At 70.8% G+C, this 25,053-nt stretch carries 21 protein-coding genes and 1 tRNA gene; 9 read left to right on the top strand and 13 right to left on the bottom strand.

The features are described 5' to 3' along the window. Positions 1 to 9: 9 nt before the first annotated feature. Together AB0K35_RS08540 and AB0K35_RS08535 are read right to left on the bottom strand one after the other, a co-directional pair. On the bottom strand, positions 10 to 396 hold the full coding sequence (locus tag AB0K35_RS08540; protein ID WP_308193410.1) for a hypothetical protein: 387 nt from the start codon (positions 394 to 396) through the stop codon (positions 10 to 12). Beyond that, positions 393 to 1,034, bottom strand: coding sequence for an HNH endonuclease family protein (locus AB0K35_RS08535; RefSeq protein ID WP_363884423.1), 642 nt, complete (start codon positions 1,032 to 1,034; stop codon positions 393 to 395). Before AB0K35_RS08535 ends, AB0K35_RS08540 begins: the two co-directional genes overlap by 4 nt. A gap of 107 nt (positions 1,035 to 1,141) precedes the next feature. Between AB0K35_RS08535 and AB0K35_RS08530 the strand changes: the two genes are divergently transcribed. Continuing rightward, a complete protein-coding gene (locus tag AB0K35_RS08530; RefSeq protein ID WP_363884421.1) occupies positions 1,142 to 2,635 on the top strand; it encodes an MFS transporter in 1,494 nt (497 codons plus the stop codon). Between the two features lie 29 nt (positions 2,636 to 2,664). Here AB0K35_RS08530 and leuA read toward each other — a convergent pair whose 3' ends face one another. Both leuA and AB0K35_RS08520 read right to left on the bottom strand, forming a co-directional pair. Beyond that, positions 2,665 to 4,416, bottom strand: a complete 1,752-nt coding sequence (gene leuA, locus AB0K35_RS08525) for a 2-isopropylmalate synthase (protein ID WP_238667278.1) — start codon at positions 4,414 to 4,416, stop codon at positions 2,665 to 2,667. A 237-nt stretch (positions 4,417 to 4,653) separates the two neighbouring features. Next, the gene (locus AB0K35_RS08520) at positions 4,654 to 5,925 is read right to left on the bottom strand and encodes an MFS transporter (RefSeq protein WP_238667277.1); all 1,272 of its coding nucleotides are present in this window, start codon (positions 5,923 to 5,925) and stop codon (positions 4,654 to 4,656) included. A 77-nt stretch (positions 5,926 to 6,002) separates the two neighbouring features. Here AB0K35_RS08520 and AB0K35_RS08515 point away from each other — a divergent pair, with 77 nt between their 5' ends. After that, positions 6,003 to 6,989, top strand: a complete 987-nt coding sequence (locus AB0K35_RS08515) for an ArsR family transcriptional regulator (protein WP_363884419.1) — start codon at positions 6,003 to 6,005, stop codon at positions 6,987 to 6,989. Between the two features lie 13 nt (positions 6,990 to 7,002). On the opposite strand, the gene AB0K35_RS08510 is transcribed toward AB0K35_RS08515, so the two are convergent. Both AB0K35_RS08510 and AB0K35_RS08505 read right to left on the bottom strand, forming a co-directional pair. Next, positions 7,003 to 7,533 carry a nitroreductase family protein gene (locus AB0K35_RS08510; RefSeq protein ID WP_238667275.1) on the bottom strand — a complete coding sequence of 177 codons (531 nt, stop codon included), beginning with the start codon at positions 7,531 to 7,533 and terminating at the stop codon, positions 7,003 to 7,005. 84 nt (positions 7,534 to 7,617) lie between these two features. Continuing rightward, positions 7,618 to 8,406: a hypothetical protein gene (locus AB0K35_RS08505; RefSeq protein ID WP_238667274.1), complete on the bottom strand. Its 789-nt coding sequence runs from the start codon at positions 8,404 to 8,406 to the stop codon at positions 7,618 to 7,620. A gap of 259 nt (positions 8,407 to 8,665) precedes the next feature. On the opposite strand from AB0K35_RS08505, the gene AB0K35_RS08500 reads away from it, so the two are divergent. Together AB0K35_RS08500 and AB0K35_RS08495 are read left to right on the top strand one after the other, a co-directional pair. Further along, a complete protein-coding gene (locus AB0K35_RS08500; protein WP_238667273.1) occupies positions 8,666 to 9,931 on the top strand; it encodes an aspartate kinase in 1,266 nt (421 codons plus the stop codon). A gap of 5 nt (positions 9,932 to 9,936) precedes the next feature. Beyond that, entirely contained in the window at positions 9,937 to 10,998 is a 1,062-nt protein-coding gene (locus AB0K35_RS08495) for an aspartate-semialdehyde dehydrogenase (protein ID WP_238667272.1), read from the top strand. A 177-nt stretch (positions 10,999 to 11,175) separates the two neighbouring features. On the opposite strand, the gene AB0K35_RS08490 is transcribed toward AB0K35_RS08495, so the two are convergent. After that, positions 11,176 to 12,585 carry a sensor domain-containing diguanylate cyclase gene (locus tag AB0K35_RS08490; protein ID WP_363884415.1) on the bottom strand — a complete coding sequence of 470 codons (1,410 nt, stop codon included), beginning with the start codon at positions 12,583 to 12,585 and terminating at the stop codon, positions 11,176 to 11,178. Positions 12,586 to 12,791: 206 nt separating this feature from the next. Here AB0K35_RS08490 and AB0K35_RS08485 point away from each other — a divergent pair, with 206 nt between their 5' ends. Both AB0K35_RS08485 and AB0K35_RS08480 read left to right on the top strand, forming a co-directional pair. Then, positions 12,792 to 13,571, top strand: coding sequence for a phosphodiesterase (locus AB0K35_RS08485; protein WP_238667270.1), 780 nt, complete (start codon positions 12,792 to 12,794; stop codon positions 13,569 to 13,571). 9 nt (positions 13,572 to 13,580) lie between these two features. Continuing rightward, positions 13,581 to 14,231 (top strand): histone deacetylase, encoded by a 651-nt coding sequence (locus AB0K35_RS08480; protein WP_363884413.1) that lies wholly within the window; start codon positions 13,581 to 13,583, stop codon positions 14,229 to 14,231. A 46-nt stretch (positions 14,232 to 14,277) separates the two neighbouring features. Here the strand turns inward: AB0K35_RS08480 and AB0K35_RS08475 are convergent, their stop codons facing one another. Then, the gene (locus AB0K35_RS08475; RefSeq protein WP_357285068.1) at positions 14,278 to 15,075 is read right to left on the bottom strand and encodes an alpha/beta hydrolase; all 798 of its coding nucleotides are present in this window, start codon (positions 15,073 to 15,075) and stop codon (positions 14,278 to 14,280) included. A 279-nt stretch (positions 15,076 to 15,354) separates the two neighbouring features. On the opposite strand from AB0K35_RS08475, the gene AB0K35_RS08470 reads away from it, so the two are divergent. After that, positions 15,355 to 17,061 carry a bifunctional metallophosphatase/5'-nucleotidase gene (locus AB0K35_RS08470; protein WP_363884411.1) on the top strand — a complete coding sequence of 569 codons (1,707 nt, stop codon included), beginning with the start codon at positions 15,355 to 15,357 and terminating at the stop codon, positions 17,059 to 17,061. A 440-nt stretch (positions 17,062 to 17,501) separates the two neighbouring features. Here the strand turns inward: AB0K35_RS08470 and AB0K35_RS08465 are convergent, their stop codons facing one another. Beyond that, the gene (locus AB0K35_RS08465) at positions 17,502 to 18,785 is read right to left on the bottom strand and encodes an MFS transporter (protein WP_238667266.1); all 1,284 of its coding nucleotides are present in this window, start codon (positions 18,783 to 18,785) and stop codon (positions 17,502 to 17,504) included. Positions 18,786 to 18,935: 150 nt separating this feature from the next. On the opposite strand from AB0K35_RS08465, the gene AB0K35_RS08460 reads away from it, so the two are divergent. Continuing rightward, on the top strand, positions 18,936 to 19,409 hold the full coding sequence (locus tag AB0K35_RS08460; protein ID WP_238667265.1) for a hypothetical protein: 474 nt from the start codon (positions 18,936 to 18,938) through the stop codon (positions 19,407 to 19,409). A 125-nt stretch (positions 19,410 to 19,534) separates the two neighbouring features. Here AB0K35_RS08460 and AB0K35_RS08455 read toward each other — a convergent pair whose 3' ends face one another. From AB0K35_RS08455 to AB0K35_RS08445, 3 genes are all read right to left on the bottom strand, one after another. Further along, positions 19,535 to 20,359, bottom strand: coding sequence for a class I SAM-dependent methyltransferase (locus AB0K35_RS08455; protein WP_363884408.1), 825 nt, complete (start codon positions 20,357 to 20,359; stop codon positions 19,535 to 19,537). Positions 20,360 to 20,681: 322 nt separating this feature from the next. Next, positions 20,682 to 20,758: transfer RNA gene (locus tag AB0K35_RS08450), tRNA-Pro, on the bottom strand. A 206-nt stretch (positions 20,759 to 20,964) separates the two neighbouring features. Then, positions 20,965 to 21,858 (bottom strand): metallophosphoesterase, encoded by an 894-nt coding sequence (locus tag AB0K35_RS08445; RefSeq protein WP_363884406.1) that lies wholly within the window; start codon positions 21,856 to 21,858, stop codon positions 20,965 to 20,967. Between the two features lie 25 nt (positions 21,859 to 21,883). Between AB0K35_RS08445 and AB0K35_RS08440 the strand changes: the two genes are divergently transcribed. Next, positions 21,884 to 22,339, top strand: a complete 456-nt coding sequence (locus tag AB0K35_RS08440; RefSeq protein ID WP_238667262.1) for a GatB/YqeY domain-containing protein — start codon at positions 21,884 to 21,886, stop codon at positions 22,337 to 22,339. 114 nt (positions 22,340 to 22,453) lie between these two features. Here the strand turns inward: AB0K35_RS08440 and AB0K35_RS08435 are convergent, their stop codons facing one another. Continuing rightward, complete coding sequence (locus AB0K35_RS08435) at positions 22,454 to 24,898, bottom strand: transglycosylase domain-containing protein (protein ID WP_363884404.1); 2,445 nt, start codon at positions 24,896 to 24,898, stop codon at positions 22,454 to 22,456. Positions 24,899 to 25,053 lie beyond the last annotated feature (155 nt).

Raw genomic sequence — 25,053 nt, 5'->3', positions numbered from 1 at the left:
CGGCGGCCGTCAGCCCTCGGGGCGGTTCAGCAGCCCCACCGCGACGCCGTGCACCGCGTCCAGCCCAGCCGGATCGGCCAGTGTGACCGAGGTGCCGGTCACCGTGTACCACTCGTCAGCGTCCTTGTACTGCACCCGCAGTGTGACTTTGCCGTCCGCGTATTCGGTGCGCAGCGTCAGATCACCGGTGACGACGCCGACCTCGTCTGTCATCACGCCGCCGGGGCCGGGCACGATGTCGGTGCTGCGGTTCTGCGGGCCGGCCGCGCCGCCGGAATCCGCGACCATGCCGGCACCGGGCACGGCGGCGGGGGTCTCGGCGGTGCCGTCGGCGGTCATCCCGGCGGCGGACGGGCCGCTCTCCTCGGCGGCGGTCACGAACAGCTCCCCACTCAACAGCCCTCCAACATGTCGGTCAGGGCGGCCTTCTCGGCGGTGGTCACGGTCAGCCGCCAGTAGTGCTTGACAGTCACCCAGTCCTGAGCGTATTTGCACCAGTAGGACCGGTTTGCCGGCTTCCACTGGGACGGGTCCTGGTCACCCTTTGCCCGGTTCGACGAGGCGGAAACCGCGAAAAGCTGCGGACGGGTGGTGTCATTGGCGAAATCACCGCGCTTCGCGTTGTCCCACTCGTCGGCACCCGAGCGCCACGCGTTGGCCAACGGCACCATGTGGTCGATGTCCACGTCGGAGGGATCCGAGAAGCTACGACCGTCGTACACGCTCTCCCAGCGCCCACCGACCACGTTGCAGCCGGAGAGCTTCACATCCTTGCCGTCGCGCTGGAGGATGCTGTCCCGGACATCGCAGTTCTTGCCGGTGTCCCGCCAGTGCGGGAAACGCTCCCGGCTGTAGCCCTTCATCGAGCCGGCGGTAGCGACGGTGAGCTGACTCAACTGCTCCGCGGCGTTGCCGCCGCCGTCGCTCGACGGCGGTGTGGTCGGCTCATCCTGCGGGACGCAACCGGCCACGCCGAGCGCCAGCGCCGCGGCAAGCGCGGCCACCGCCGCTCGCGGTCCTAATCTGGTACGCACAGACGACACCTCTCCAGCTTGGGGGCTTCCGGCGATTGCGCACAGTACCCGGGCACGGTTTCGGCGTTTCGTGGCGTCTCCCACATGATGCAAGGCAGATTGGTGGAATGAGCGCACCCGTACCGGCGACTGCCCTCCGGATGGGCACCACCGCCGGCCGGGGCACGCTGCTCGCCGCCGTACTCGCCTCTGGCATGGTCTTCCTCGACAGCACAGTCGTCAACGTGGCGCTGCCGAAACTCGGGCAGGACCTCGGCGCGAACGTGGCCGATCTCCAGTGGACCATCAACGGCTATCTGCTGATGCTGGCGGCGTTCGTGCTGCTCGGCGGCGCGCTGGGCGACCGCTTCGGCCGGCGACGCATCTTCCTCATCGGCGTGGTCTGGTTCACCGCCGCCTCAGTGCTCTGCGGGCTGGCCCAGGACACCGGCATGCTGATCGCGGCCCGGTTCCTCCAGGGCGCCGGCGGCGCGCTGCTCACGCCCGGGTCGCTGTCGGTGCTCCAGGCGAGCTTCCATCCCGACGACCGGGGCCGCGCGATCGGTGCCTGGGCCGGGCTGTCCGGGGTGTCCACCGCGCTCGGGCCGTTCATCGGAGGCTGGCTGATCGACGCGCTCTCCTGGCGCTGGATCTTCTTCCTCAACCTGCCGATCGCCGTGCTGGTGCTGCTCGCCGCCCTGCGCTGGGTGCCGGAGAGCCGGGACGAGAGCGCCTCCCGCACCGAGGGACCGGATCGGACCCGACGGCGGTTCGACGTCGCCGGAGCCCTGCTCGGAGCGCTCGCGCTCGCCGGCGTCACCTACGCCCTGATCGACGCGCCGGCCCGCGGGTTCGACTCCGCCGAGGTGCTCATCGCGGCAGCGGTCGGGGTGCTCTCCGCAGTGGCCTTCGTCCTGCTGGAACGGCGGCGTGGCGACGCCGCGATGCTGCCCACCGGGCTGTTCAGCAGCCGACTCTTCTCGGTGCTGAACATCTTCACAGTCGTCGTGTACGCGGCGCTCGGCGGTTTCACCTTCTTCTTCGCCGTCTACCTGCAGAACGTGGTCGGCTGGTCGGCCTTCCGCACCGGCATCGCGCTGCTGCCGATGACACTGCTGCTGTTGGTCGGCTCCGCGCGCGCCGGTGCGCTGTCCGCCCGGATCGGCCCACGGCTGCCGCTGGCCATCGGACCCGTGGTCGCCGCGGTCGGCCTGCTGCTGCTGCGCAGCGTCGGACCGGGCGCATCGTACTGGCGGGACGTGCTGCCCGGGGTGCTGCTCTTCGGCATCGGGTTGACCCTGGTGGTGGCACCGCTGACCGCGTCGGTGCTGGCCGCCGTGCAGGACCGGTTCTCCGGGGTGGCCAGCGGGTTCAACAACGCCGCGTCCCGCGCCGGCGGCCTGCTCGCGGTGGCGGCGCTGCCGCTGCTGGTCGGGCTCTCCGGCGGCGGATACGAGCAGAAGGCCGAGCTGACCGACGCGTTCCGGGGCGCGATGCAGTGGTGTGCCGGGCTGCTCGTGGCCGGAGCGCTGCTGGCCCTCGTGCTGGTCCACCGACCGCCCCGGAAAGCCCCGCCGTCCCAGCCCTGCCATTCACTGCCCGCCGCGACACCCCCGAAGTAGGAAGCCACTTCGGGGGTGTCGCGCCCGGGTCAGCGGCGGGCGCGGTTGACGGCGCTGGTGACCGCCTTGATCGACGCGGTGACGATGTTGGCGTCGGTGCCGACACCCCAGACCGTCCTGCCGTCCACCTCACACTCCACGTACGCGGCGGCCTGCGCGTCACCACCGGAGGAGAGCGCGTGCTCGTGGTAGTCGAGCACCCGTACGCCCACCCCGACCGACTGGAGCGCGTTCACGTACGCGTCGATCGGGCCGTTGCCGACCGCGGCGAGGGACCGCTGCTCGCCGCCCACACCGACCTGAGCCTCGATCTCGACCTTCCCGTCCACTGTGCTGATCGTGTAGCCGCTCAGCCGGACCGCCGGGTCGGGCTGGTGGTCGAGCAGGTAGTGCGTCGCGAAGATCTCCCACATGGCGGCCGGGTCGACCTCGCCGCCATCGTGATCGGTGACCTGCTGCACCACCCCGGAGAACTCGATCTGGAGCCGGCGCGGCAGGTCCAGTTGGTGCTCGCTCTTCATGATGTACGCCACGCCGCCCTTGCCGGACTGCGAGTTGACCCGGATGACCGCCTCGTAGGTGCGGCCCAGGTCCTTCGGGTCGATCGGCAGGTACGGCACCGCCCAGGTGTGCTCCTCCACCGGTACACCGGCCGCCTTCGCGTCGGCGGCGAGGGCGTCGAAGCCCTTCTTGATCGCGTCCTGGTGGGAACCGGAGAAGGCGGTGTAGACCAGGTCGCCCGCGTACGGGTGGCGCTCGTGCACCGGCAGTTGGTTGCAGTACTCGACGGCTCGCCGGATCTCGTCGATGTTCGAGAAGTCGATCATCGGGTCGATGCCCTGGGAGAAGATGTTGAGCCCCAGGGTCACCAGGTCGACGTTGCCGGTGCGCTCACCGTTGCCGAACAGGCAGCCCTCGATGCGGTCCGCGCCAGCGAGCAGACCCAGCTCGGCGGCGGCGACGCCGGTGCCCCTGTCGTTGTGCGGGTGCAGGCTCAGCACCACGCTGTCGCGGCGCGGCAGGTGCCGGTGCATCCACTCGATCGAGTCGGCGTACACGTTGGGGGTGGCCATCTCGACGGTGGCCGGCAGGTTGATGATCAGCGGCCGATCCGGGGTCGGGTCGATCACGTCGATCACCCGGGAGCAGACCTCCAGCGCGTACTCCAGCTCGGTGCCCGTGTACGACTCCGGCGAGTACTCGTAGAAGATCTCCGTGTCCGGGGTGTGGATCTCGGCGTACTTCTGGCAGAGCCGCGCCCCGGTGGTGGCGATGTCGGCGATGCCGTCCCGGTCCAGGCCGAAGACCACCCGCCGTTGCAGGGTGGAGGTCGAGTTGTAGAAGTGCACGATGGCCCGCTTCGCGCCGCGCAGCGACTCGAACGTCCTGTCGATCAGGTGCTCCCGGCACTGCGTGAGCACCTGGATGGTGACGTCGTCCGGGATCATGTCGTCTTCGATGAGCTGCCGGACGAAGTCGAAGTCGGTCTGGCTGGCCGACGGGAAGCCGACCTCGATCTCCTTGTAGCCCATCTGGACCAGCAGCTGGAACATCCGGCGCTTGCGCTCGGGCGACATCGGGTCGATCAGGGCCTGGTTGCCGTCGCGGAGATCCACCGCGCACCAGCGAGGGGCGGCCTCGACGGTGCGGGTGGGCCAGGTGCGGTCCGGCAGTTCGACCCGGAACTGCTCCCGGTACGGCTGGTAGCGGTGGTACGGCATCCGGCTCGGGCGTTGCCGGGCGATCGGATCGGTTTCGGCGTCGGTGACAGGTTGAGCCATCTCAGAGTGCTCCCTGGAACATGTGGCGTCAGCAGATCGGAAGGTGTCGGCGAGATGCCGGGCGACGGTGCGCGGCGGTGCCGAGAAGAAGTTCGGATGTGCTGGACGGCGCGATGCGACTCCGCGACGAGGTGCCGGCCGGTCAGGCCTCGTCGCGGCGGCTAAGGAGGAGCAGCGCCTGCCACATGACCAGGTCACCCTACGTGATGGAACGGGGGGTGGAAAGACAGGTCCGGACTATGGGACCGGGGTCATGGCCGGCGCTGCGGCCTCGGCACCCAACCGCGGCGTGCGTCCGACCCAGGCCACCGCGGGCACGATCGCCAGCGCGACCAGCACGAAGATCGCTGCCGTCGGTAACCAACCCCACCCGCCGGTGGTCACCCCGAGCGCTGTCAGTCCGGCCGGCGCGATCAGGTACTGCACCTGCACGCCGAGTTCGAGCCCACCCACGTACGCGCCGCGCTGGTCGGCCGGCGGCAGTGTGGCGGTGAGCCCCCAGGTGCCAGCCGACTCGATCAACTCGGCCAGGATCAGCAGCAACGCGGCGGCCACCAGCACCACGACGGTGAGCGCGCCCCGAGTGACGCCGGAAATTGGCAGGGCCAGGCAGAACAGGGCGATCAGCAGTCCACCCCGACGGGAGGCCCGGGCCGCGCCCGCCGCGGTGTCAGCGCCCCGGCTGACACGCACCTGGAGCAGCACGATCAGGACCGTGTTGAGCAGCACCAGAGCGGCAATCACAGTCTTCGGGGCGTCGGTGTGCGTCAGGATCCACAGCGGCATGACCGTCAGGTAGAGCGTCTGGTGCGCGGTGAGCAGCCCGGACAGCACCGACACAGCCATGAACGGCCGATCCCGGAGCACGGCGAGCCGACTCGTCGGCTCCGCGGGTCGGGCCACCTGCGGCAGCCGGGGCAGTCGCCGCACGAAGAGGGCCGTCACGAGGAAGACGGTCGAGATGAACCACACCATCCCCCGGTACGCCGTGATCGTGTCCACCGTCAGCACCAGGCCGCTGATCACCGCGCCGAGCCCGAAGCCGACGTTCAGCGACGAGCGCTGGTACGCCATCGCCGTGACCCGTTCGGCCGGCGGGAGCGCGTTGATCGAGTAGACCTGCCGGGCCACGCCGACAGCGGCGTCCACGGCGGCCAGCGCCACCACCACGGCGAGGAACCCCGCGAAGCCGCCCACGAACGGGTAGGTCGCGAACAGCGCCGCGTTGAGCACCAGCCCCACCACCCAGACCCGCTGCGGCCCGTACCGGTCGGTGAGCCCACCCAGCGGCACCGTGCCCAGCAGCGACACCCCCGCCGCGATGGACAGCCCCAACCCGACCTGTGCGGCGCTGAGCCCGAGCGCCCGGGTGAAGAAGACGGCGCTGCCGGCGTGGAACAGGCCGCTTCCTACGGCGTAGACCATTGCCTGCACGGCCAGGGCGCGGGTCAGCCCGGCCGGCGGTACGACGTCTCGAACGACGGTGCGGATTGTTTCTCTGGTCCCCATGTCCGGGGAGTGAAGCGGGCCCCCATCGTTGCGGTCGAGTCTTTTAGGCTGGGCCGAATCCTGCTCCAGGGGGGCGTGTGTCCGAGTTGCGGTTCAGCCTGGCCGACGTGGCGGGAGTACGGCTCGCCGTGTCACCGGTCAACGAGACGGTCATGAGCATGTGGGCGCTGGCCAACCCGGTCCGCTACGCGGTGCACCTGCAGTGGATCGACAGGGCCCGGGTGACGTTGCGTCGTCCGGAGGTGGCCGAACGGGTCCGACCTCTGGTGGGGTTGGCGGTGCCGGGTCGCTGGCTGCCCGACTTCCTCACCCCGGCGGCCCGACCGAACGTGGAGATGGCCGAGCAGCTCGACCAGATCGCCGCGACGCCGCCGGCCGTGGTGGTCGCGGACCTGCTGTCGACCACCTGGCAAAAACCGCTGAGCCCGTTCGGGCGGGCGCTGCTCGCCGACCCCGGCGGGCTGCTGCCGCAGGTCGTCGACGCGGTGCGGGTCTGGTACGACGAGGCGATCGCCCCGGACTGGCAGCGGATGCGGGCGTTGCTCGACGCCGACGTGGCGTACCGGGCCGCCCAACTCGCCGAGAGTGGCGCCGGCCGGTTCTTCGAGCAGCTCCACCCGAGCCTGCGCTGGCACGGCGACCGGGTGATCAGCGACGACACGTTCGGGCGGGACTTCGACCTCCGCGGTCGTGGGCTGGCGCTGAACCCGACAGTGTTCACCGAGCAGCACGTGCTGTGGAACCTGCTGGAGGATTCGCTGCCGGCCGGGGCGTACCCGGTTCGTGCCGTCGGGACGCTCTGGGAGACGAGCGCGTCGCCGCCCGGCGACCCCCTGGCACGGGTGATCGGGCCGGGCCGGACCGCGCTGCTGCACCTGCTTGAGACGGCGCTGACCACCACCGACCTCGCCCGACTCACCGGCATGTCCGCCGGAAACGTCTCCCAGCACCTGGCCGCGCTGCACGGCGCCGGCCTGGTGTCCCGGTCCCGCGAGGGTCGGCACGTGCGCTATCGCAACACCGATGCCGGGGCGGTCCTGCTCCGGGCCAGCCGGGGCGGGTGACCCCGGCGCTCGATCAGCGCAGCAGCAGCTCGGCGACCGGGCGGCGGTGCCGCAGGCTGGTTTCGCGGGCGTGCAGGTCGGCCGGGAGGGCGAACGGGTCCCCGAGTCGGCCGACGGCGGCGACCACCAACGGGCGGACGCCGCCGGGCAGGTCGAGTTCGGTGGAGAGGCCGGCCCGGTCGAACCGGGTGAGCTGGTGCACGTGCAGGCCGAGTGCCGTGGCCTGCACTGTCAGGTGGGCGATCGCCTGCCCCAGGTCGTACGCGGCCCGCTCGGCGTCGAGGCCGGTGTGGGCGCCGACCACCAGGGTCGCGGCGTGCCGGATCCAGATCTGGTCGTCGACCGGGAGGCTGATCAGGATCCGTTTCCAGGTCTCGTCGTCGCGGTGGCCGAGGGCGAACCGCCAGGGCTGTCCGTTCTCCGCCGACGGGGCCCAGCGCGCGGCCTCAAGCAGCGAGGCGGACTCCTCCGGGGTCAGCTCGGCGCTCGGGTCGAAGGCTCGTGGACTCCAGCGGTAGGCGAGCAGCGGGGTGAGGTCGGCCATACACCGGATCGTCCTGTATGGGTGATTCGCCCCTCAGGACGGGGTGGCTGAATGTGGGCAAGAGCACCCGTAACGGGACGAAGATCAGGGCGTTCCCGCGCCCGGGCTCTCCGACGGGTCCGGGGTGGGCGGCGCCGCGGTGTCGAGCGGCTCCCGGTCGATCACCACCGGGCCGGCCAGCTGCACCGTGGCCGGTGCCGGGCCGGGCGCGGCGGCCAGCCTCAACGTCCCGGCCCCGGTCCGAACGCCCGTCGGCGTGCCGTCCTGGTCGTAGCAGTAGATGCCCACGTCCAGCGGGGCGTTGAGCGACGCCGAGGTGGAATCCACCGAGTAGCAGGCGCCGGTGAGGCCCTCGGGCGCGTTGGCCGGGGCGACAGCCAACGGCGCGCGTCGGTCGGTGAGGACGTCCAGCCAACCGGTGAGCAGGTGCTGGACCCGGGGATCCGACCGGCGTGGGATCGCATCGTCGCGATCACCCAGGCGTACGCAACTCGCCGACTCGGTATGACCGGCCGACGGCAGGGCGCACTGGAACAGCCCGTCCGCCGTGCTGGCCATCGACACGTCGGCGGTGCCACCCAGGGCGCCCCCCGGCACGTCCACCCGCCAACTCCCGTCGTTCGCACTGGTGAACACGATGGTGCGGTCCGGTTGACCCGCCTGGCTGTAGACGTACTGTGCCACCAGGTGACGGTCCTGAGCCGCCGCGGCCAGCGCGGCCAGCTCATCCCGTGCGGCGTCCACCTCGACCGGCGCCGGATCGGCGGGCGGCGGTGTCGGAGGCTGCTCACTGGTGCAGGCGACCAGGAGGGCTGGCAGGGCGAGGACGAGCGGCCCGATCACGCGGCCGGCCGAGCGGATGAGGACGGGCACCGGCCCATTCTGGTGGGTGCGGACGGTTGGCGGGTGCCGGTGCGTACCGAGCTCGTTCCGGCGTGTCGGGTGGGGCTTCCCGGCGTACCCGTCCGACCTGGTGAGACCGGCCCGGCCGGTCCCGGCCGGGCCGGATGGTGGGATCACCTGACCCGGCTTCGTTATCCGCCGGATACCCTCATGGGGTCTGACACGCGCCGCCGGCCCCGGTTCCGGCGGCGTCGGCACGCTCAGGGTCGCTGGGAGGGAGTGCACCGTCGTGGCGCTCGTGGTGCAGAAGTACGGCGGGTCCTCCGTCGCCAACGCCGAGCGGATCAAGCGGGTGGCCGAGCGCATCGTCGCCGCCCGCAAGGCCGGCGACGATGTGGTGGTGGTGGTCTCCGCTATGGGCGACACCACCGACGAGCTGCTCGACCTGGCCAACCAGGTGAGCCCGCTGCCGCCGGGCCGCGAGCTGGACATGCTGCTCACCGCCGGGGAGCGGATCTCCATGGCCCTGCTGGCCATGGCCATCCACAACCTGGGGTACGAAGCCCGCTCGTTCACCGGTTCGCAGGCGGGCGTGATCACCACCTCGGTGCACGGCCGCGCCCGGATCATCGACGTCACCCCCGGGCGGCTCAAGGGCGCGCTCGACGAGGGCTCGGTGGTCATCGTGGCCGGCTTCCAGGGCGTCTCGCAGGACACCAAGGACGTCACCACGCTCGGCCGTGGCGGTTCGGACACCACCGCCGTGGCGCTCGCCGCCGCCCTGCACGCCGACGTCTGCGAGATCTACACCGACGTGGACGGCATCTTCACCGCCGACCCGCGGATCGTGCCCAACGCCCGGCACATCCAGCAGATCACCTACGAGGAGATGTTGGAGCTGGCCGCCTGCGGCGCGAAGGTGCTGCACCTGCGTAGCGTGGAGTACGCCCGCCGGGCGGGGTTGCCGATCCACGTCCGTTCGTCATACTCGACCAACACCGGCACGATGGTCACCGGATCGATGGAGGACCTTTCCGTGGAGCAGGCACTGATCACCGGGGTCGCGCACGACCGCAGCGAGGCCAAGATCACGATCGTCGGGGTGCCCGACGAGCCGGGTGCCGCCGCGCGGATCTTCGACACCGTCGCCAGCGCCGAGATCAACCTCGACATGATCGTGCAGAACGTCTCCACCGAGGGCACCGGCCGGACGGACATCTCGTTCACCCTGCCCAAGGCCGACGGGCCCACCGCGATGGCGGCGCTCAGCAAGATCCAGGAGCCGGTCAAGTTCAAGGGCCTGCTCTACGACGACCACGTCGGCAAGGTCTCGCTGATCGGCGCGGGCATGCGCTCGCACCCCGGTGTGGCGGCCGGCTTCTTCGCCGCGCTCGGCGCGGCCGGGGTCAACATCGAGATGATCTCCACCTCCGAGATCCGGGTCTCAGTGGTCTGCCGGGACACCGACCTCGACGCCGCCGTCCGCGCCATCCACGACGCGTTCGAGCTGAGCGGCGACACCGAAGCCGTGGTCTACGCGGGGACGGGTAGGTAGCGCCAATGACGGCGCTGCCCACCCTCGCCGTGGTCGGAGCGACAGGTGCCGTCGGCACCGTGATGTGCGAGCTGCTCACCGGGCGACGCAACGTCTGGGGTGAGATCCGGCTGCTCGCCTCCGAGCGCTCCGTCGGGCGCCGGGTCCGCTGCCGGGGCGAGGAACTCGTCGTCCAGGCGCTGACCCCCGAAGCGTTCGACGGGGTCCAGGTGGCAATGTTCGACGTGCCCGACGAGGTCTCCGCCGAGTGGGCGCCGATCGCCGTCGCCCGGGGCGCGATAGCTGTCGACAACTCCGGCGCGTTCCGGATGGACCGTGACGTCCCGCTGGTCGTTCCCGAGATCAACCCCGAGCAGGTCCGCAACCGACCCCGGGGCATCATCGCCAACGCCAACTGCACCACCCTCGCGATGATCGTCGCCGTCGCGCCGCTGCACCGCGAGTACGGCCTACGAGAGCTGGTGCTCGCCTCCTACCAGGCGGTCTCCGGAGCCGGTCAGTCCGGCGTCGACATCCTGCACGACCAGCTCACCAAGGTCGCCGGCGATCGGGCGCTCGGCTCGCGCACCGGCGACGTACGCCAGGCGGTCGGCGACGACCTGGGCCCGTTCCCGGCACCCATGGCGCTCAACGTGGTCCCCTGGGCCGGCTCCCCGGCCGACAGCGGCTGGTCATCGGAAGAAATGAAGATCCGCAACGAGTCGCGGAAGATCCTCGGCCTCCCCGACCTCAAGGTCTCCGCCACCTGCGTCCGGGTGCCGGTGGTCACCGCCCACTCGGTCGCTGTGCACGCGAACTTCGCCACCGAGGTCGACGCCGAGGGCGCCCGCGAGGCGCTGCGCAACGCCCCCGGGGTGATCGTGGTCGACGACCCCGCGGCCGGGGAGTTCCCCATGCCGATCGACGCCGTCGGCACCGACCCGTCCTGGGTCGGCCGGATCCGTCGCGCCCTGGACGACCCCCGCGCCCTCGACTTCTTCGTCACCGGCGACAACCTTCGCAAGGGGGCGGCCCTCAACACCGCCCAGATCGCCGAACTCCTCGCCAAAGAACTCCGCACCCCCTAACCCCGCGCACTCCCACAACCCCGCGCCCGTCCGCGCCTCCGTGCCTCCGTGCCCCCGTGCCCCCGTGCCCCCGTGCCCCCGTGCCCCCGCGATCTTGCAGTTTCTGTGCCGGCACAAGGGGCGAGAGCGACAAAACGGCAACCGAAAGTGCAAGATCGGCGGGGATGTGGGGGCGGTTTACGCGGCGGAGAGTAGGACGCCGTCTCGGCCTTGGCGTTTGACCGCGTAGAGGGCCTGGTCGGCTCTTTTCAGGGTGCGGTCGGGTGTTTCGCCGGGGCGGGGAAGTGCGACGCCCACGCTGATCGTGCGGCCGATGCGTCGGGCCGCCTCGGTGAGCCGTTCGGCGATCCGGACCGCCTCTTCCGGGCGGCTCACCTCGATCACCGCGACGAACTCGTCGCCGCCGATCCGGTACAACTCGTCGCCGTGCCGAAGCGCCCCCTCCAGCGCCCGGGCCAACCCGACCAGCACCCGGTCGCCGGCCTGGTGACCGTACGTGTCGTTGACGGTCTTGAAGCCGTCCACGTCGATCGCCAGCAGGGCCGTACGCCCGGGGGTGGCCGCAGCGATCCGCTGCCCGAACGGGCCGGTGTGCCGCAACCCGGTCAGCGGGTCGGAACTGGCCTGCTCCCGCAGCCGGGCCAGCGTGCGCAGCCGGTCCACGCTCGTCCAGGACTGCCCGGCGAGCAACTCCATCAGGCTGACAGTTGTCGGGTCCGGGCGCAGGGCGCGCTCGTCGGCGACCAGCAGCACCCCACCGGCGTCCGTCGGCCCGACCGGCACGGCGACCAGCGTCCGTACCCCCGCCCGGGTCAGCGGGCGGTAGTCCTCGGTCGGGGGATGCCCGGCCTCGCCCAGCGTGTACCCGGCGCCGTACCGGTGCGCCCGCTCGACCATCCGGTCCAGGGCGGCCGGACCCGCCGCCGCCAGCTCGGCGCGGATCCGGGTCTCCAGGTCGCTCGGCGTCGCCGGGGACGGGCCGAGCTGACCGCCGATCAGCAGCAGTGCGGTGGAGAGGGTGGAGACCTCCCGGGCGGCACGGGCTGCCGCCCCCATCACCTCTCCCTCGGTCGGTGCGGAGGAGAGCGCTGCCGCATGCCGGAGCAGCTTCTCACTGCGGCTCTCCGCCGGCGGGCCACCCAGGGCGGCGATCCGAGCGCCGAGCCCGTCGGCGAGCCGCTGCGCGGTCTCCCGCCACGGCTCCAGGTCGGTCGGCTCACTCCACTGCAAATCGAGTACGCCGATCGCCCGGCCCGTGGGGTCCAGCACCGGTACGCACAACTCGGCTGTCACATCCGGGCGGACCGGCAGGTAGTCCGGGTCGACGGTGACGTCCGGGACGACGGCGGGAGTGCCGGTCGCGTACACCCGACCCACGATGCCGGTCCCCGCCGGCACGGTGGCGAAGACCTGCCACGCCCCGGTCGCCGCGACGCAGCGCAGGCGATCGTGGACCGCGAGCAGCACGGAGATGGTCGCCGGGGTGTGGCGGGACAGCGCGGTGACCGTCCATCGACACGCCTCCGGCGTGCTCGACGCCATCGGCAGGCGGACGGTGACGTCACGGATGACTCGCTGATGATCCACTCGCACGTCGTTCCAGGTAGGGGAGGGGCCCGGCCGACGCCGAACCGCTCGATCAAGCGTACTCACGGTGGCTGGGACCGCCCGGGCTTCGTACACACGTGCTATCCACAGGCTGTGGACGCAGCCTGTGGACGCCTGACCCTCCCCCCCCGGGACGCCGCGACCGGCGATAGCGTGGAGCATCCCGGCGCCGAGGAGGCGAGCCCATGCTCATCGCCCAGCTCAGTGATCCGCACCTGACCACCGGCCTGCTCGCCGCCGAACCGGCCGCCGGGTTGCACCGAGCGCTCGGCCGGGTGCTGGCATTGCGACCCCGACCGGACTGCGTGGTGATCAGCGGCGACCTGGCCGACCACGGCCAGCCCGACGAGTACGTGGCGCTGCGCGAGGTGATCGGCCGCTTCCCGCTGCCGGTGCACCTGACCACCGGCAACCATGACGACCGGGAGGCCCTGCTCGACACGTTCGGCGGCACACCGTTGCTCGGCGGCGGCTTCTCCGCCTACTACCACGTCGACCACGAGGCGGCGTCCGTCGTGGTGCTCGACTCGCTCGTCCCCGGCAGCGACGGCGGCCGACTCGGCGAGGAACAGCTCGGCTGGCTCGACGGGGTGCTGGCCGGGCGGCCCGAGGTACCCGCCGTGATCTTCCTGCACCACCCGCCGGTCGCTGTCGGCATCCCCGTTGCCGACTCCATCCGGCTTGCCGACGGCGACGCGCTCGCCGAGGTGATCGGCCGGCACCGGCACGTGGTGCGGGTCGGCGCCGGCCACCTCCACCGCCCGGTCACCACGGCGTACGCGGGCACTGTCCTCACCGTGGCGCCCAGCACGTGGAAGCAGAGCACGCTCACCATGAGCGCCGACGAGCAGATCGGTTGGGTCAACGAACCCACCGCCTTCCTGCTGCACTCGGTCGAAGCCGGTGGCTGCGTGACCCACACCGTGCAGGTGAGCCACTCCGCCGGGCAGACCGGTGGCTTCTGAGGGGTCGTCGTGCTGGCCTGGTACGTCTCGTACGGTTCGAACATGCACGCCGCCCGGCTGGGCTGGTACATCGGTGGCGGCTGCCCACCCGGCGGAAAGCGGACGTACCCGGGCTGCCGCGACCGGCGTCCACCCAGCCGATCGGCACCCGTGTCGCTGCCCGGCGGCATCTACTTCGCCGGCGAGTCCGGCGCCTGGACCGGCGGCATGGCCTTCTACGACCCGCACCTGCCGGGCGAGGCCGCGGCCCGCGCCTACCTGGTCACCCTGGAGCAGTTCACCGACATCGCGGCCCAGGAGATGTACCGCCCGCCGGGCGACACTACCGAGCTGATCCCGGCGACCGGCGCGGCCATCGACGCCGCCGTAGCCGACGGACGGGCCACGCTCGGCCCGGGGCGGTACGAGACGCTGATCTGCCCAGGCAGCCGCGACGGTGTACCGATGCTCACCTTCACCGCCCCCGAGGGGGCGTCAGCCGTGCCGTGCCGGCCTCCCGCGCCGATCTATCTCGGCATGATCGCCCGAGGGCTGCGCGAGTCGCACGGCTGGCCCGCCGAGCGGATCGCCACCTACCTGGCCGCCCGGCCCGGCGTGGCGGGCACCTGGCCGCCGGACGCCGTCGCAGCCCTGGTCGACAAGGCGCTGGCTGACGGCTGAGCCGACGATCTCCCACCGGCTCGCGCCTCGGCGGCCGCTGGTGCGCTCAACCGAGCAGGAACTCGCGCAGCGCGGGGGCCAGCGTCGTCGCTGGCACGTCGTGGTAACCGCCGTCGAGGCTCACGGACCGGCCGCCCGGCACGGCCTCGGCCGCCGCCCGACTCGCATCCCGCAACCACTGTGGACTGCCGGTGCTGTCCACCGCGAGGGTCGGCGCGGTGATGGCCGCCAGCCGCTCGGCCGGGAGTCGCCCTCCAGCGGTGACGATCGCGTCGTACACCAGTGTGTGCGCGACCGCCGTGAGCCCACCCCACATCGGTTGCGACCGCATCCCGGCGATCTGCTCGGCCGGCAGCCCCACCGAGGCGCTGAGGAAGATCTCCACAGCGCCGTCCCGGTCATCGGCGGCGATCAGCTCGATGAGCTGCGGGGTGATGTCCTTGCGGACACCCACGTGTGGGCCGACCTGGAACGGTGGCTCGAACATGACCAACGTGGTCACCGGCAGGCCCTGTGCGGTGGCGAGGGCGGCCAGGACGGCACCGGAGGAGATGCCGTAGACGGCGGCGGAACCACCCGCCGCCGCGATCAGGGCGGCCAGGTCGTCGATCTCGCGGCCGACCTCGTACGGTGGGGTGTCGCCGCTGTAGCCCCGACCACGACGGTCATAGCTGAAGGCGGTGAAATCCGGCGCCAGTGCCGCACCCAGGTCGCGTGTCGCGTTGCGATCGCTGAACGCGCCGCCGACGAGGACGACCGCCGGCCCGGCACCGGACCGCTCGAACGCGATGGGTGTGCCGTCGACCGATCGAACCTGCTCCGCCACTGGTGTCGTTCCGCTCACGATGCCGTCCCCATTCCTCGTAGGTGGTCCCGTCCTTTCTAGACCCCGGGTCCGACGTTGTCCGGCAGACCGCGTTAAACGATGATCGATAGCGGCCTCGGCGTACGCGCTGCTCCGATGCGCTGCCCGGGTCGACCGGCGGGCGTCCGGATGAGAGGCTGTCGGGGCGGGGGCCAAGCTCAACCACCGTCATCCGCGACCCTTTCGACGGCGTCCGTCGGCGGCCCCGGTCGACCCAGAGGCCGGGCACCGTACACGCCGATTCTCACAAGGAGATCCATGTTCATACCCGGGATGCGTCGGGCCGCTGTCGGCCTGACCGCGCTCGCGGTGGCCGCTTTCGGCGCGGTCGCCACCAGCCCTGAGCAAGCCGACGCGCGGCCGAAGCCGGTCGACGTCACTCTGCTCGCCCTCAACGACTTCCACGGCAACCTCGAACCGCCGAGCGGGTCCAGCGGCACCATCGCCGGGCAGACCGCGGGTGGCGTCGAGTTCCTGGCCACCCACCTTGCCGAGCTGCGCGCCGCAGCCAAGAAGAAGAACACCATCACCGTCGCCGCCGGCGACCTGATCGGTGCGTCCCCGCTGCTCTCCGCCGCGTTCCACGACGAGCCGACCATCGAGGCGCTGAGCATGGCCGGGCTGGACTACGCCAGCGTCGGCAACCACGAGTTCGACGAAGGCGCCGCCGAGCTGCTGCGAATCCAGAACGGCGGCTGCCACCCGGTGGACGGCTGCATCGACGGCACCCCGTACCGGGGGGCCGGCTTCCAGTACCTGTCCGCGAACGCCTTCAAGACCGCCACCGGCAAGCCGCTGATGGCGCCGTACGCGATCCACAAGGTGCAGGGCGTCAAGGTCGGCTTCATCGGCATGACCCTGGAAGGCACCCCGCAGATCGTCAGCCAGCAGGGCGTCGCCGGCCTCAGCTTCGCCGACGAGGCGGACACCGCCAACCGGTACGCGCGCGAGCTGCGCCGCAAGGGCGTACAGGCGATCGTCGTCCTGCTGCACGAGGGCGGCACCCAGGCCGCGACCGGCGGGATCAACGACTGCGTCGGCATGACCGGCCCCATCGTGGACATCACCAACCGGATGGATCCGTCGATCGACGTGGTGGTCAGCGGGCACACCCACCAGGCGTACAACTGCGACATCAACGGCAAGCTGGTCACCAGTGCCAGCTCGTTCGGTCGCCTGGTCACCGACATCGACCTCAAGATCGATCGCCGGAGCGGCGACGTGATCTCCGCCGCCGCCAACAACGTGGTGGTCACCCGGGACGTCGCCAAGGACCCGCGGCAGACCGCACTGATCGACCGGTACAAGACGGTGCTCGGCCCGGTCGCCGACCGCCAGGTCGGTGAGACCACCGAGGCCATCACCAAGACCCAGGAAACCCTCTTCGGTACGAGTCTGGGCGAATCGCCACTGGGCAACGTGATCGCCGACGCGCAACTCGCGGCCACCGACGACGAACAGAACGCAGTCGCCGCCTTCATGAACCCCGGCGGGGTCCGGGCCGACCTCAACGCCGGCCCGGTCACCTACGAAGAGGCGTTCACCGTTCAGCCGTTCGCCAACAACCTGGTGACACTGGACCTCACCGGCGCGCAGCTCTACTGCGTACTGGAACAGCAGTTCGTCACCGGCCGGACCCTGTACCCGTCGGCCACCGTGGGCTACGTGGTCGACCCGAACGGCACCACCGGTACGGTCGCCGACCCGTGCGCCGGCACCCGCGTGGTCCGCGGCAGCCTCACCCTCGGCGGCACCGCCGTCGACACCGCCACCACCTACCGGGTGACGGTGAACAACTTCCTCGCCGGCGGAGGCGACGGTTTCAGCGCCCTCACCGGCGGCACGAACCTGGTCACCGGCCAGATCGACCTGGACGCCTTCGTCGACTACCTGACCGCCCAGTCGCCGGTCTCCGCACCGACGCTGGACCGGATCCGCACCACCGCCGAGGTCCCCTCCGCCTGACGGCCGACCCCAGCGACATCGGGCCCCGGAGCACCAGCTCCGGGGCCCGACCCGTCCCGGACGCCGCCTGCCCGCGCCTGCGCCTGCGCCTGCGCTTGCCTGCGCTTGTCAGTGCCTGCGCTTGTCAGTGCCTGCGCTTGTCCGTGCCTGCGCTTGTCCGTGCCTGCGCTTGTCCGTGCCTGCGCTTGTCCGTGCCTGCGCCTGTACTTGTCCGTGCCTGCGCCTGCGCCTGCGCCTGACGCCTGCCGCTCCGCTCGTGCACGCCCCACCGGGCAAGATCGCGCTCGAACATGAATGTAGTGGCATCGGTGCGCGGGGATGCCACTACATCCAGGATCGAGCGTGATCTTGGTGCGGGGTGCGGGGTGCGGGGTGCGGGGTGCGGCGGGCGGCGTGGGGTGCGCGCGGCGAGGGCGCGGGGTACGGAGGGGTGTTCGAGGTCAGGCGGGGGCGGGCGTGGGGGTGGGGGATGTCGGGGTGGTCGTCGCGAGGCCGTCCTGCTCCGTGGTGAGCAGCCGACGCAGGGAGAGCGCGACCAGCGAAGCCACCAGGCAGCCGCCGACAACCGTCGCCACCCAGACCATGCCGTTGGCGGCGCCGATGAGTGGGCCGGCGGTCACTGGGCCGATCACACCGCTGATTCCGAAGATCATTGAACTCATGGCGTTGTACCGGCCGCGCAGCTCGTCGGTGGCCAGCGCGTTGGTGAGTGCGGGCATCACCGGGGACAGCATCGTCTCGCCGAAACCGAAGATCGCCGAGCAGAGCACCACGCACAGGGCGGCCAGCACGGCGTTCTCGGCACTGACCAGGCCGGCCACGCCGAGGACCAGCCAGGCGGCGGCGAACACGGCTCCCACCACTGCCAACGCCCGGGTGCGGCTGCGCCCCTCGATCCGCCGGATGACCAGCAGTTGCGCGAGCACGATCATCACGGTGTTGGCCGCGAGTGCCCAGGCCACTACCCGCGGGTTCACCTCGGCCACCCGCACCGCGTACGCGGCGAAGCCCACCTCCACCTGCGCGTAGCCGCAGGTGGTGAGGATCAGCCCGAAGATCACCAGCCGCCGGAACGGGCGGTCGCGGAGCACGGTCAGGTAGCCACCGGCTGACGGTTCGTCGACGCCTCGACGTTTGCCGAGTCGGTGGCCCACCCCGGGCAGGGTGAGCAGGATCAGCGCCGGCATCAGGTAGGTCACCGCGTCCAGCAGGTAGATCGCCTGGAAGGTGCCGGGCCGGGCGGTGTCGACGATCGCGCCGGAGGTCATGCCACCGATGCCGATGCCGAGGTTGAGCAGGGCGAAGTTCAACCCGAAGACGCGTTGCCGCTCGTCGTCGTCGGTCAGCGACGCGAGGATGGTGTTCTGCCCGGACCAGATCGCCGAGCTGCCGATGGCGATCACCGTCATCACCAGCAGGGCCGAGCCGGTCGAGTGGACCAGCGCCAACGAGCCGGTGCCGATCGCCTCGATCACGAGACAGGGCACCACCACCCGGCGGGCGCCGATCCGGTCGATCAGCGTCCCGCCCAGCGGCGACAGGGCCAGGGTGACCACGCCGTACCAGCCGATGACGAGCCCGGCGCGGGTGTCGGTGAGCCCGCGTACGTCGGTCAGGTAGATGAACAGGAACGGCAGGGTCAGACCCCGCCCGACCGCCGACAGCAGGGTGCCGAGGAGGAGTCGGCGAGCTTCCGAACGGCGGGGCAGGGCACGACGCAGCATGCCGGCATTCTGTGCGGTGGGTCTGACGCCGCGCGAACCGTTTTGGCCACGCCTCGCGGTCACCGGGATCAACTGGTGACCAATCCCACGTTGATCCACTGGCTGTGATGGCTGTCGGTCGGTGTCCGCCGGGTCTGCGATGCTGGCGCGATGACCGGCACCTGGCGACATCTGCCCGCTACCGCCCGCGCCATCGCGGTGACCGCAACGACGGCCGTCGCCGCCGCCCAGGCACGCGACGGTCAGGCGTACGACGAGGCGGTCGGCGGTCTCGCCGCTGACGAGCGTTCCGGCCTGGTGCTCGGTGCGGTGGTCCGGTTGCTGTTGGAGGAGAGCCATCCGGACGGGTTGACCGGCGACGACATCCGCCAGGTGTTGACCCGCTGCGTGCAGGAGTCGACGCGGTGGCGAACGGATGTCGACCCGCACGTGGTGCTCGTCCTGCTGGCCGGCGCGTTGGGCGTGTACGACCCCGACGGCGACGAGTCACCGCCGGACGCGTCGGCGCTGGCCCGACACGCCCCGCTGCTGGTGGCCGACCTGTTGGCGGCGACAAGTGTGCCCTTGGACGACTACCTGGCAGCCGCGTTCGCGGAGATCGAGCGCACCGAGCGGCAGGACTGAGATCGAGCGCACCGAGCGGCAGGACTGAGATCGAGCGCACCGAGCGGCAGGACTGAGATCGAGCGCACCGAGCGGCAGGACTGATCGGCCCGCGCCACCTCGACACGACGTGGCGCGGACGTGCATCAGGCCGGGTCGGGTGTCCGCCGCGCCACGACCTCCAGGTACTCCGCCGGAATGCGGACCGTGGCGTCGGTGGCGAGGTTGTGGGTGCGGGCCAGCTCCACCAGATCGGCGTGCAGGTCCGGGCGTCGCTCCTCGGGCAGCGCCTCGAACGCCTTCAACGTCGGCCCATAGTTGACCCGGAAGAAGTCGGCGAACTCCTCCGGTGTGCCGAAGCGGAAGACGAACACCCGGCGTACCGCCCGAAGTTCACCCACTGCCGGGCCGAGCAGTTCGCGGACCCGGCCCTCGTCGCCCCACTCCACCGGCGGGCGCAGCCCCGCCGGTGGTGGCACATGCCGCCCCACAGTGCGGAACAGGTCGCCGATGAAGCCCTGAGGTGTCCACGACGCCAGCGCCACAGTGCCGCCAGGCCGGCATACCCGGACCAGCTCGGACGCCGCCCGCTCCTGGTCCGGCGCGAACATCACCCCGACGACGGAGAGGACCGCGTCGAAGGACCCGTCGGCGTACGCCAGGCGCTCCGCGTCGCCGGCCACGAACGTGACCGGAAGTCGTTCCGCGGCGGCGCGGGCCTGGCCGCGTTCCAACAGTTCGGGTACGTAGTCGACCCCGGTCACGACGCAGCCGCAGCGGGCGGCGGCGATGGCGGCGTTGCCGGACCCGGTCGCCACGTCGAGTACGCGGGCGCCAGCGGAGAGGTCGGCGGCGCTCACCAGAAGCTCGGAGATCGGATGGATGAGCGCGGCGACCGCGCCGTAGTCACCGCTGGCCCACGTCACCTGCTGGCGTGCCTTCACGGCGATGAGATCGGGTGCGATGGTCATCGGTGGTCTCCCTCGGACAGTGTGGTGTGCCACTGACGTTAGGGGCGGCAGACCCTCGGGGGATCGGTAGAAACACCTATACCAGCAGGTGAAGGCTGTCGGTGCGTGTCCGAAAGGCGTCACCGCGCCAACGGTCACCTCGGACGCGGTCACTTCTCGTTCCAGCTGTCGAAACTGGCCTAGGGGCATCGAGGCGGTGCCAGGTCCCCAGGCCCGCTCGACGTCCTGTGGTCGCCGTTGGAACTGTGAGGGACATGGCGCCGCTGCGGACCGTGAATATGCGAGAGGGCACATCCATGAATCGGATGTGCCCTCTTACCTCTGGTCGGGGTGGCCGGATTCGAACCGACGACCTCTTCGTCCCGAACGAAGCGCGCTACCAAGCTGCGCCACACCCCGAGGCGTGCCGACAAATAGTAGCCCACCCGCCCCGATGGTCAAACTCGGTACCCCCGCCGCCCCGACAGTGCCGGAGAGGCCAAGATCCGCACAACTTCCGGGATGTTGCTGCCTCACGACGCGCCGAGGCAGCAACATCCCTGATGGTGCGCGAATCTCAAGCGGCCGGGGGGCCGGGCGGCCGGGCAAGCAGCGGGGCGCTGCGGTCAGCGGGGGATGAGGGTCAGGATGCTGGCCTCCGGGGGGCAGGCGAAACGGATCGGGGCGGTCGGGTGGGTGCCGAGGCCGGCGGAGACGTGCAGCCAGGAGTCCGAGCCCGGCCACCGGTGCAGGCCGCGCGCCATCGAGCGGGGCAGGCCGCAGTTGGTCACCAGCGCCCCGAAGCCGGGTACGCAGACCTGCCCGCCGTGGGTGTGCCCGGCCAGCAGCAGCCCGAAGCCGTCCGCCGCCATCTGGTCGAGCACCCGTGGCTCGGGTGAGTGCGTCAGCGCGATGGAGAGGTCTGCCGAGGACGACACCGCGCCGGCAACGGAGGGGTAGTCGTCGCGGTCGATGTGCGGGTCGTCGACGCCGACCAGGTCGAGCTGCCGACCGCCGGCCTTCAGCATGGTCCGGGCGTTGTTGAGGTCCGCCCAGCCGGCGCCGGTGAAGACCTGACGCAACTCTTCGTAGGGCAGGTCGACGCCCTCGGTGTACTCCCGGTCGGGCAGGAAGTAGGTGAAGGGGTTCTTCAGCACCGGCCCGGTGTAGTCGTTGGAGCCGAACACGAACGCGCCGGGGTAGTCCAGCAGTGGTTGCAGGGCCCGCAGCACCCCGGGCACCGCGCCTGGGTGCGCCATGTTGTCGCCGGTGACTACCACCAGGTCGGGGTCGAGGGCGGCCAGCGATGCCACCCAGCGCTGCTTGCGCGCCTGGTCGGGCATCATGTGCAGGTCCGACAGGTGCAGCACGCGCAGCGGCTCCGCGTCGGCCGGAAGCACCGGCACGTCGTACCGCCGGAGGGTGAACATGTTGCGCTCGATGAGCGACGCGTACGCGAGGGTGGCCGCGCCGATCGTGGCGGTTCCGGCGGCGAGCCGGAATAGTGTGCGCTTTCGCATGGCGTTCAGGGTAGTTTGACCGTCCATGAGCACGCTGAAGGACCGCCTCACTGCCGACATGCGTTCCGCGCTCAAGGCGCGCGACGAGCTGACCACCTCCACGCTGCGGATGGCCCTGGCCGCCGTCGGCACCGCCGAGGTCGCCGGCAAGGCCAAGCGCGAGCTCACCGATGACGAGGTGCTCGCGGTGCTGACCAAGGAAGCCAAGAAGCGTCGGGAGGCGGCCACCGCGTTCGCCGACGCCGGGCGCGCCGAGCAGGCCGCGAAGGAGAGCGCCGAGGGTGAGGTGTTGGACCGCTACCTGCCCAAGCAGCTCTCGGACGCCGAGCTGGCCGAGCTGGTGTCGGGGGCACTCGCCGCCGGCGGCTTCACCGGCAAGGCCCAGATGGGCCCGGCGATGAAGGCGGCCCAGGCCGCGGTGGCGGGCCAGGCCGAGGGTGGCCGGGTGGCAGCCGAGGTACGCCGACAGCTCGGTCTCTGACCCAGGAGGGTCAGCGGCACGCCGGGACGGTTGTCGCAGCGCTCGCTGGTCCGGACAGACGGAACGGGCGGGCACCCGAGGAGGGTGCCCGCCCGTTGTGTCCTACCGGTCGACTCAGCCGTTCGGACGGCCGTTGCCGGGGCGTCCGGGTTGGTTGCCGGGTTGGCCGCCCGGCGTGCCGTTGGTGTTGCCCGGCGTGCCGCCGCCGCTGCTGACCTGGATGGTGACCACGCCACCCTTGATCGTGCGTCCGTCCGGGCTGGTGCCGGCCGCGTCGCCCGCCTTGCAGGAGGACGGCACCTTCGCGCTGGAGACGACCGGCTCGAAGCCGGCGCCCTTGAGCCGGGACTTCGCCTGATCCACCGAAACGCACTTCACGTCGGGGATGCTGCGCTGGTCACCCTCGGAGATCTTCTGGCCCGGCGCCTCGAACTGGATCCGCGGTTTGCCCTTCATGGCATCCCGCAGGGTCTCGTACACCGGCGGGTTGATGCCGTCCTTCTCCTTGTGCTTCATCTTGACGTTCGTCTGCGGCCAGTCCGGGTCGGCCATGATGCCGGCCACCGAGTACTGCTTGGTCATGGCGACCAGGGCGGCCGTCTTCTCCGAGTCGGTGGTGCCGGACTTACCGGCCACCGGCGCGTCGACGATGCCCTTCACGACGGCGGCCGTACGGCTGCTACCGCACTTGCTGGTGCTGGAGTTGTCGCCGACCGGGCAACGGGCGGCGTCCACGGCGGCCCGGGCCACCTCGGTGCTGAACCGCTTCTCGCAGCGCGGGTTGGCGATGTCCAGCTTGTTGCCCTCCGGGTCCCGGATTTCCTGCACTGGGATCGGCTCGCAGTACTTGCCGTCGGCTGCCAGGGTCGCGTACGCGTTGGCCAGGTCGAGCGGGGTGGTGGAGGAGACACCCAGGGTGAAGGCGCCCCACTGGTGGGCATCGTTCTTGGTCGCGGCGAACTTGGCGTCGTTGCTCGCCCGGAACTGGATGCCGGCCCGCCGGGCGGCGTCGACCACGTTCTCCGCGCCGACCTGCTGCTGCAGTGGGACGAAGTAGGTGTTGACCGACTGGGCGAACGCGCTCCACATGTTCTGCACGCCGCCGGCCTTGAGGCCGGAGTTGGTCGGGCAGTAGAAGTGGGTGCCCTTGCAGGCCGCCGGGCTGCTGCTGTCGATGATGTATTCCGACTTGAACTGCTGCGGGGCGTTGAAGGTGTAGCTGAGCGGGATGCCCTTCTCCAGGGCGGCGACGATGCTGAAGATCTTGAAGGTCGAGCCGGCCTGGTAGCCGGTGATGCCGTTGCCGCCGGTGAGCAGCGGGTTGACCGTCGCCGGGTAGTTGCCCCGGATGCCCTTCCTGCTCTTCGCCGGATCGCTGGAGATCTTGTTCTTAGGGTTCTTCGGGTCGTCGAGCTTGAACTGCCTGTTGACCGCGAGCGCCCGCACCCGACCGGTGCCCGGCTCGACGACCGCGACCATGGCCGCTTCCTTGCTGTTCACGCTCTTGGCCTTACGGACCGCCTTGTCCGCGCCGCGCTGTGCCTGGACGTCGATCGAGGTCACGACGGTGTAGCCGCCGCTCTTCAGCCGGCGCTCCCGGTCGTACGTGGTCGAGCCGAACGTCTCCTGATCCATCCACCAGCGGTAGAAGTAGTCGCAGAAGAAGCCCCACTCGTTGACGTTGGCGGCGACGCAGCCGTTGGGGGTGCGCTTGTCCTTCACCACCAGCTTGGTCGCCTTGGCGACGTCCGCCTCCTGCTGGGTGATGGCCTTGATGTCGACCATGTTCTGGATGACGTAGTTGCGCCGATCCAGCGCCAGCGGGTAACCGGCCTCGGTGGTCGGGTCGTTCGTCGTCGGCGCCTTGACCATGCCGGCCAGCAACGCCGCTTCCTCGATCTTCAGCTTGCTCGGCGGCTTACCGAAGTAGACCTGGCTGGCGGCGTAGATGCCGTACGCGCCGTTGCCGAACGAGGCGAGGTTGAGGTAGCGGGTGAGGATCTCGTCCTTGGAGAACTCCTTGTCGACCTGGAGGGCCAACCGCATCTCGCGCAACTTGCGCGCGCTGGTGTCCTCGGTGGCCGCGACGACGTCTGCCGGGTGGGTGGCCGAGTAGGCGATGGCCAGCCGGACGTACTGCATCGTCAGCGTCGAGGCGCCCTGCCGGCCGGAGCCTTCGCTCTGGTTGTTGACGAACGCGCGGGCGACACCGTTGATGTCGACGCCGTTGTGTTTGTAGAAGTCATGGTCTTCGGCCGCGATGATGGCCTTCTGCATGGGCACCGAGATGTCGGGGAGCTTCACGTCCCGTCGGTTCTCGTCGTACATCGTCGCGAGCGGTGTCTTGCCGTCCGAGGCCAGCAGGTAGCTGATCTGTGGCGCGCGGGCCACCGTCAGCTCCGTGGGCAGGGCACCGAATGTCTCGGCGCCGGCCTTCGCGGCCAGGCCGGACATCGCTACCGCAGGGAAGGCCGCCGCAGCGACCACCACGCCGGCCAGCAGGCCACACACGGCTAGCGATGCGGCGTTGGTCAGCACATTGTGGTCACGTTTCCGCATCCAGGTCACCTCAGCAGGGTACGCGAGTAGGGAACGAGGGGCGCTGGGGCGTTCTTTCCCCATTTCCTGCGCGCGCTGCCCTCGTTGTGCTAAACGCACGACCCCCGGTGCTTGGTTGCGTGTGACCTGGCGTGAGTCTCCTCCGATTCAGTGAG

Source organism: Micromonospora sp. NPDC053740, assembly GCF_040677775.1.
Taxonomy (GTDB): domain Bacteria; phylum Actinomycetota; class Actinomycetes; order Mycobacteriales; family Micromonosporaceae; genus Micromonospora; species Micromonospora alfalfae.
This window is presented reverse-complemented; position numbering and strand designations above follow the sequence as displayed.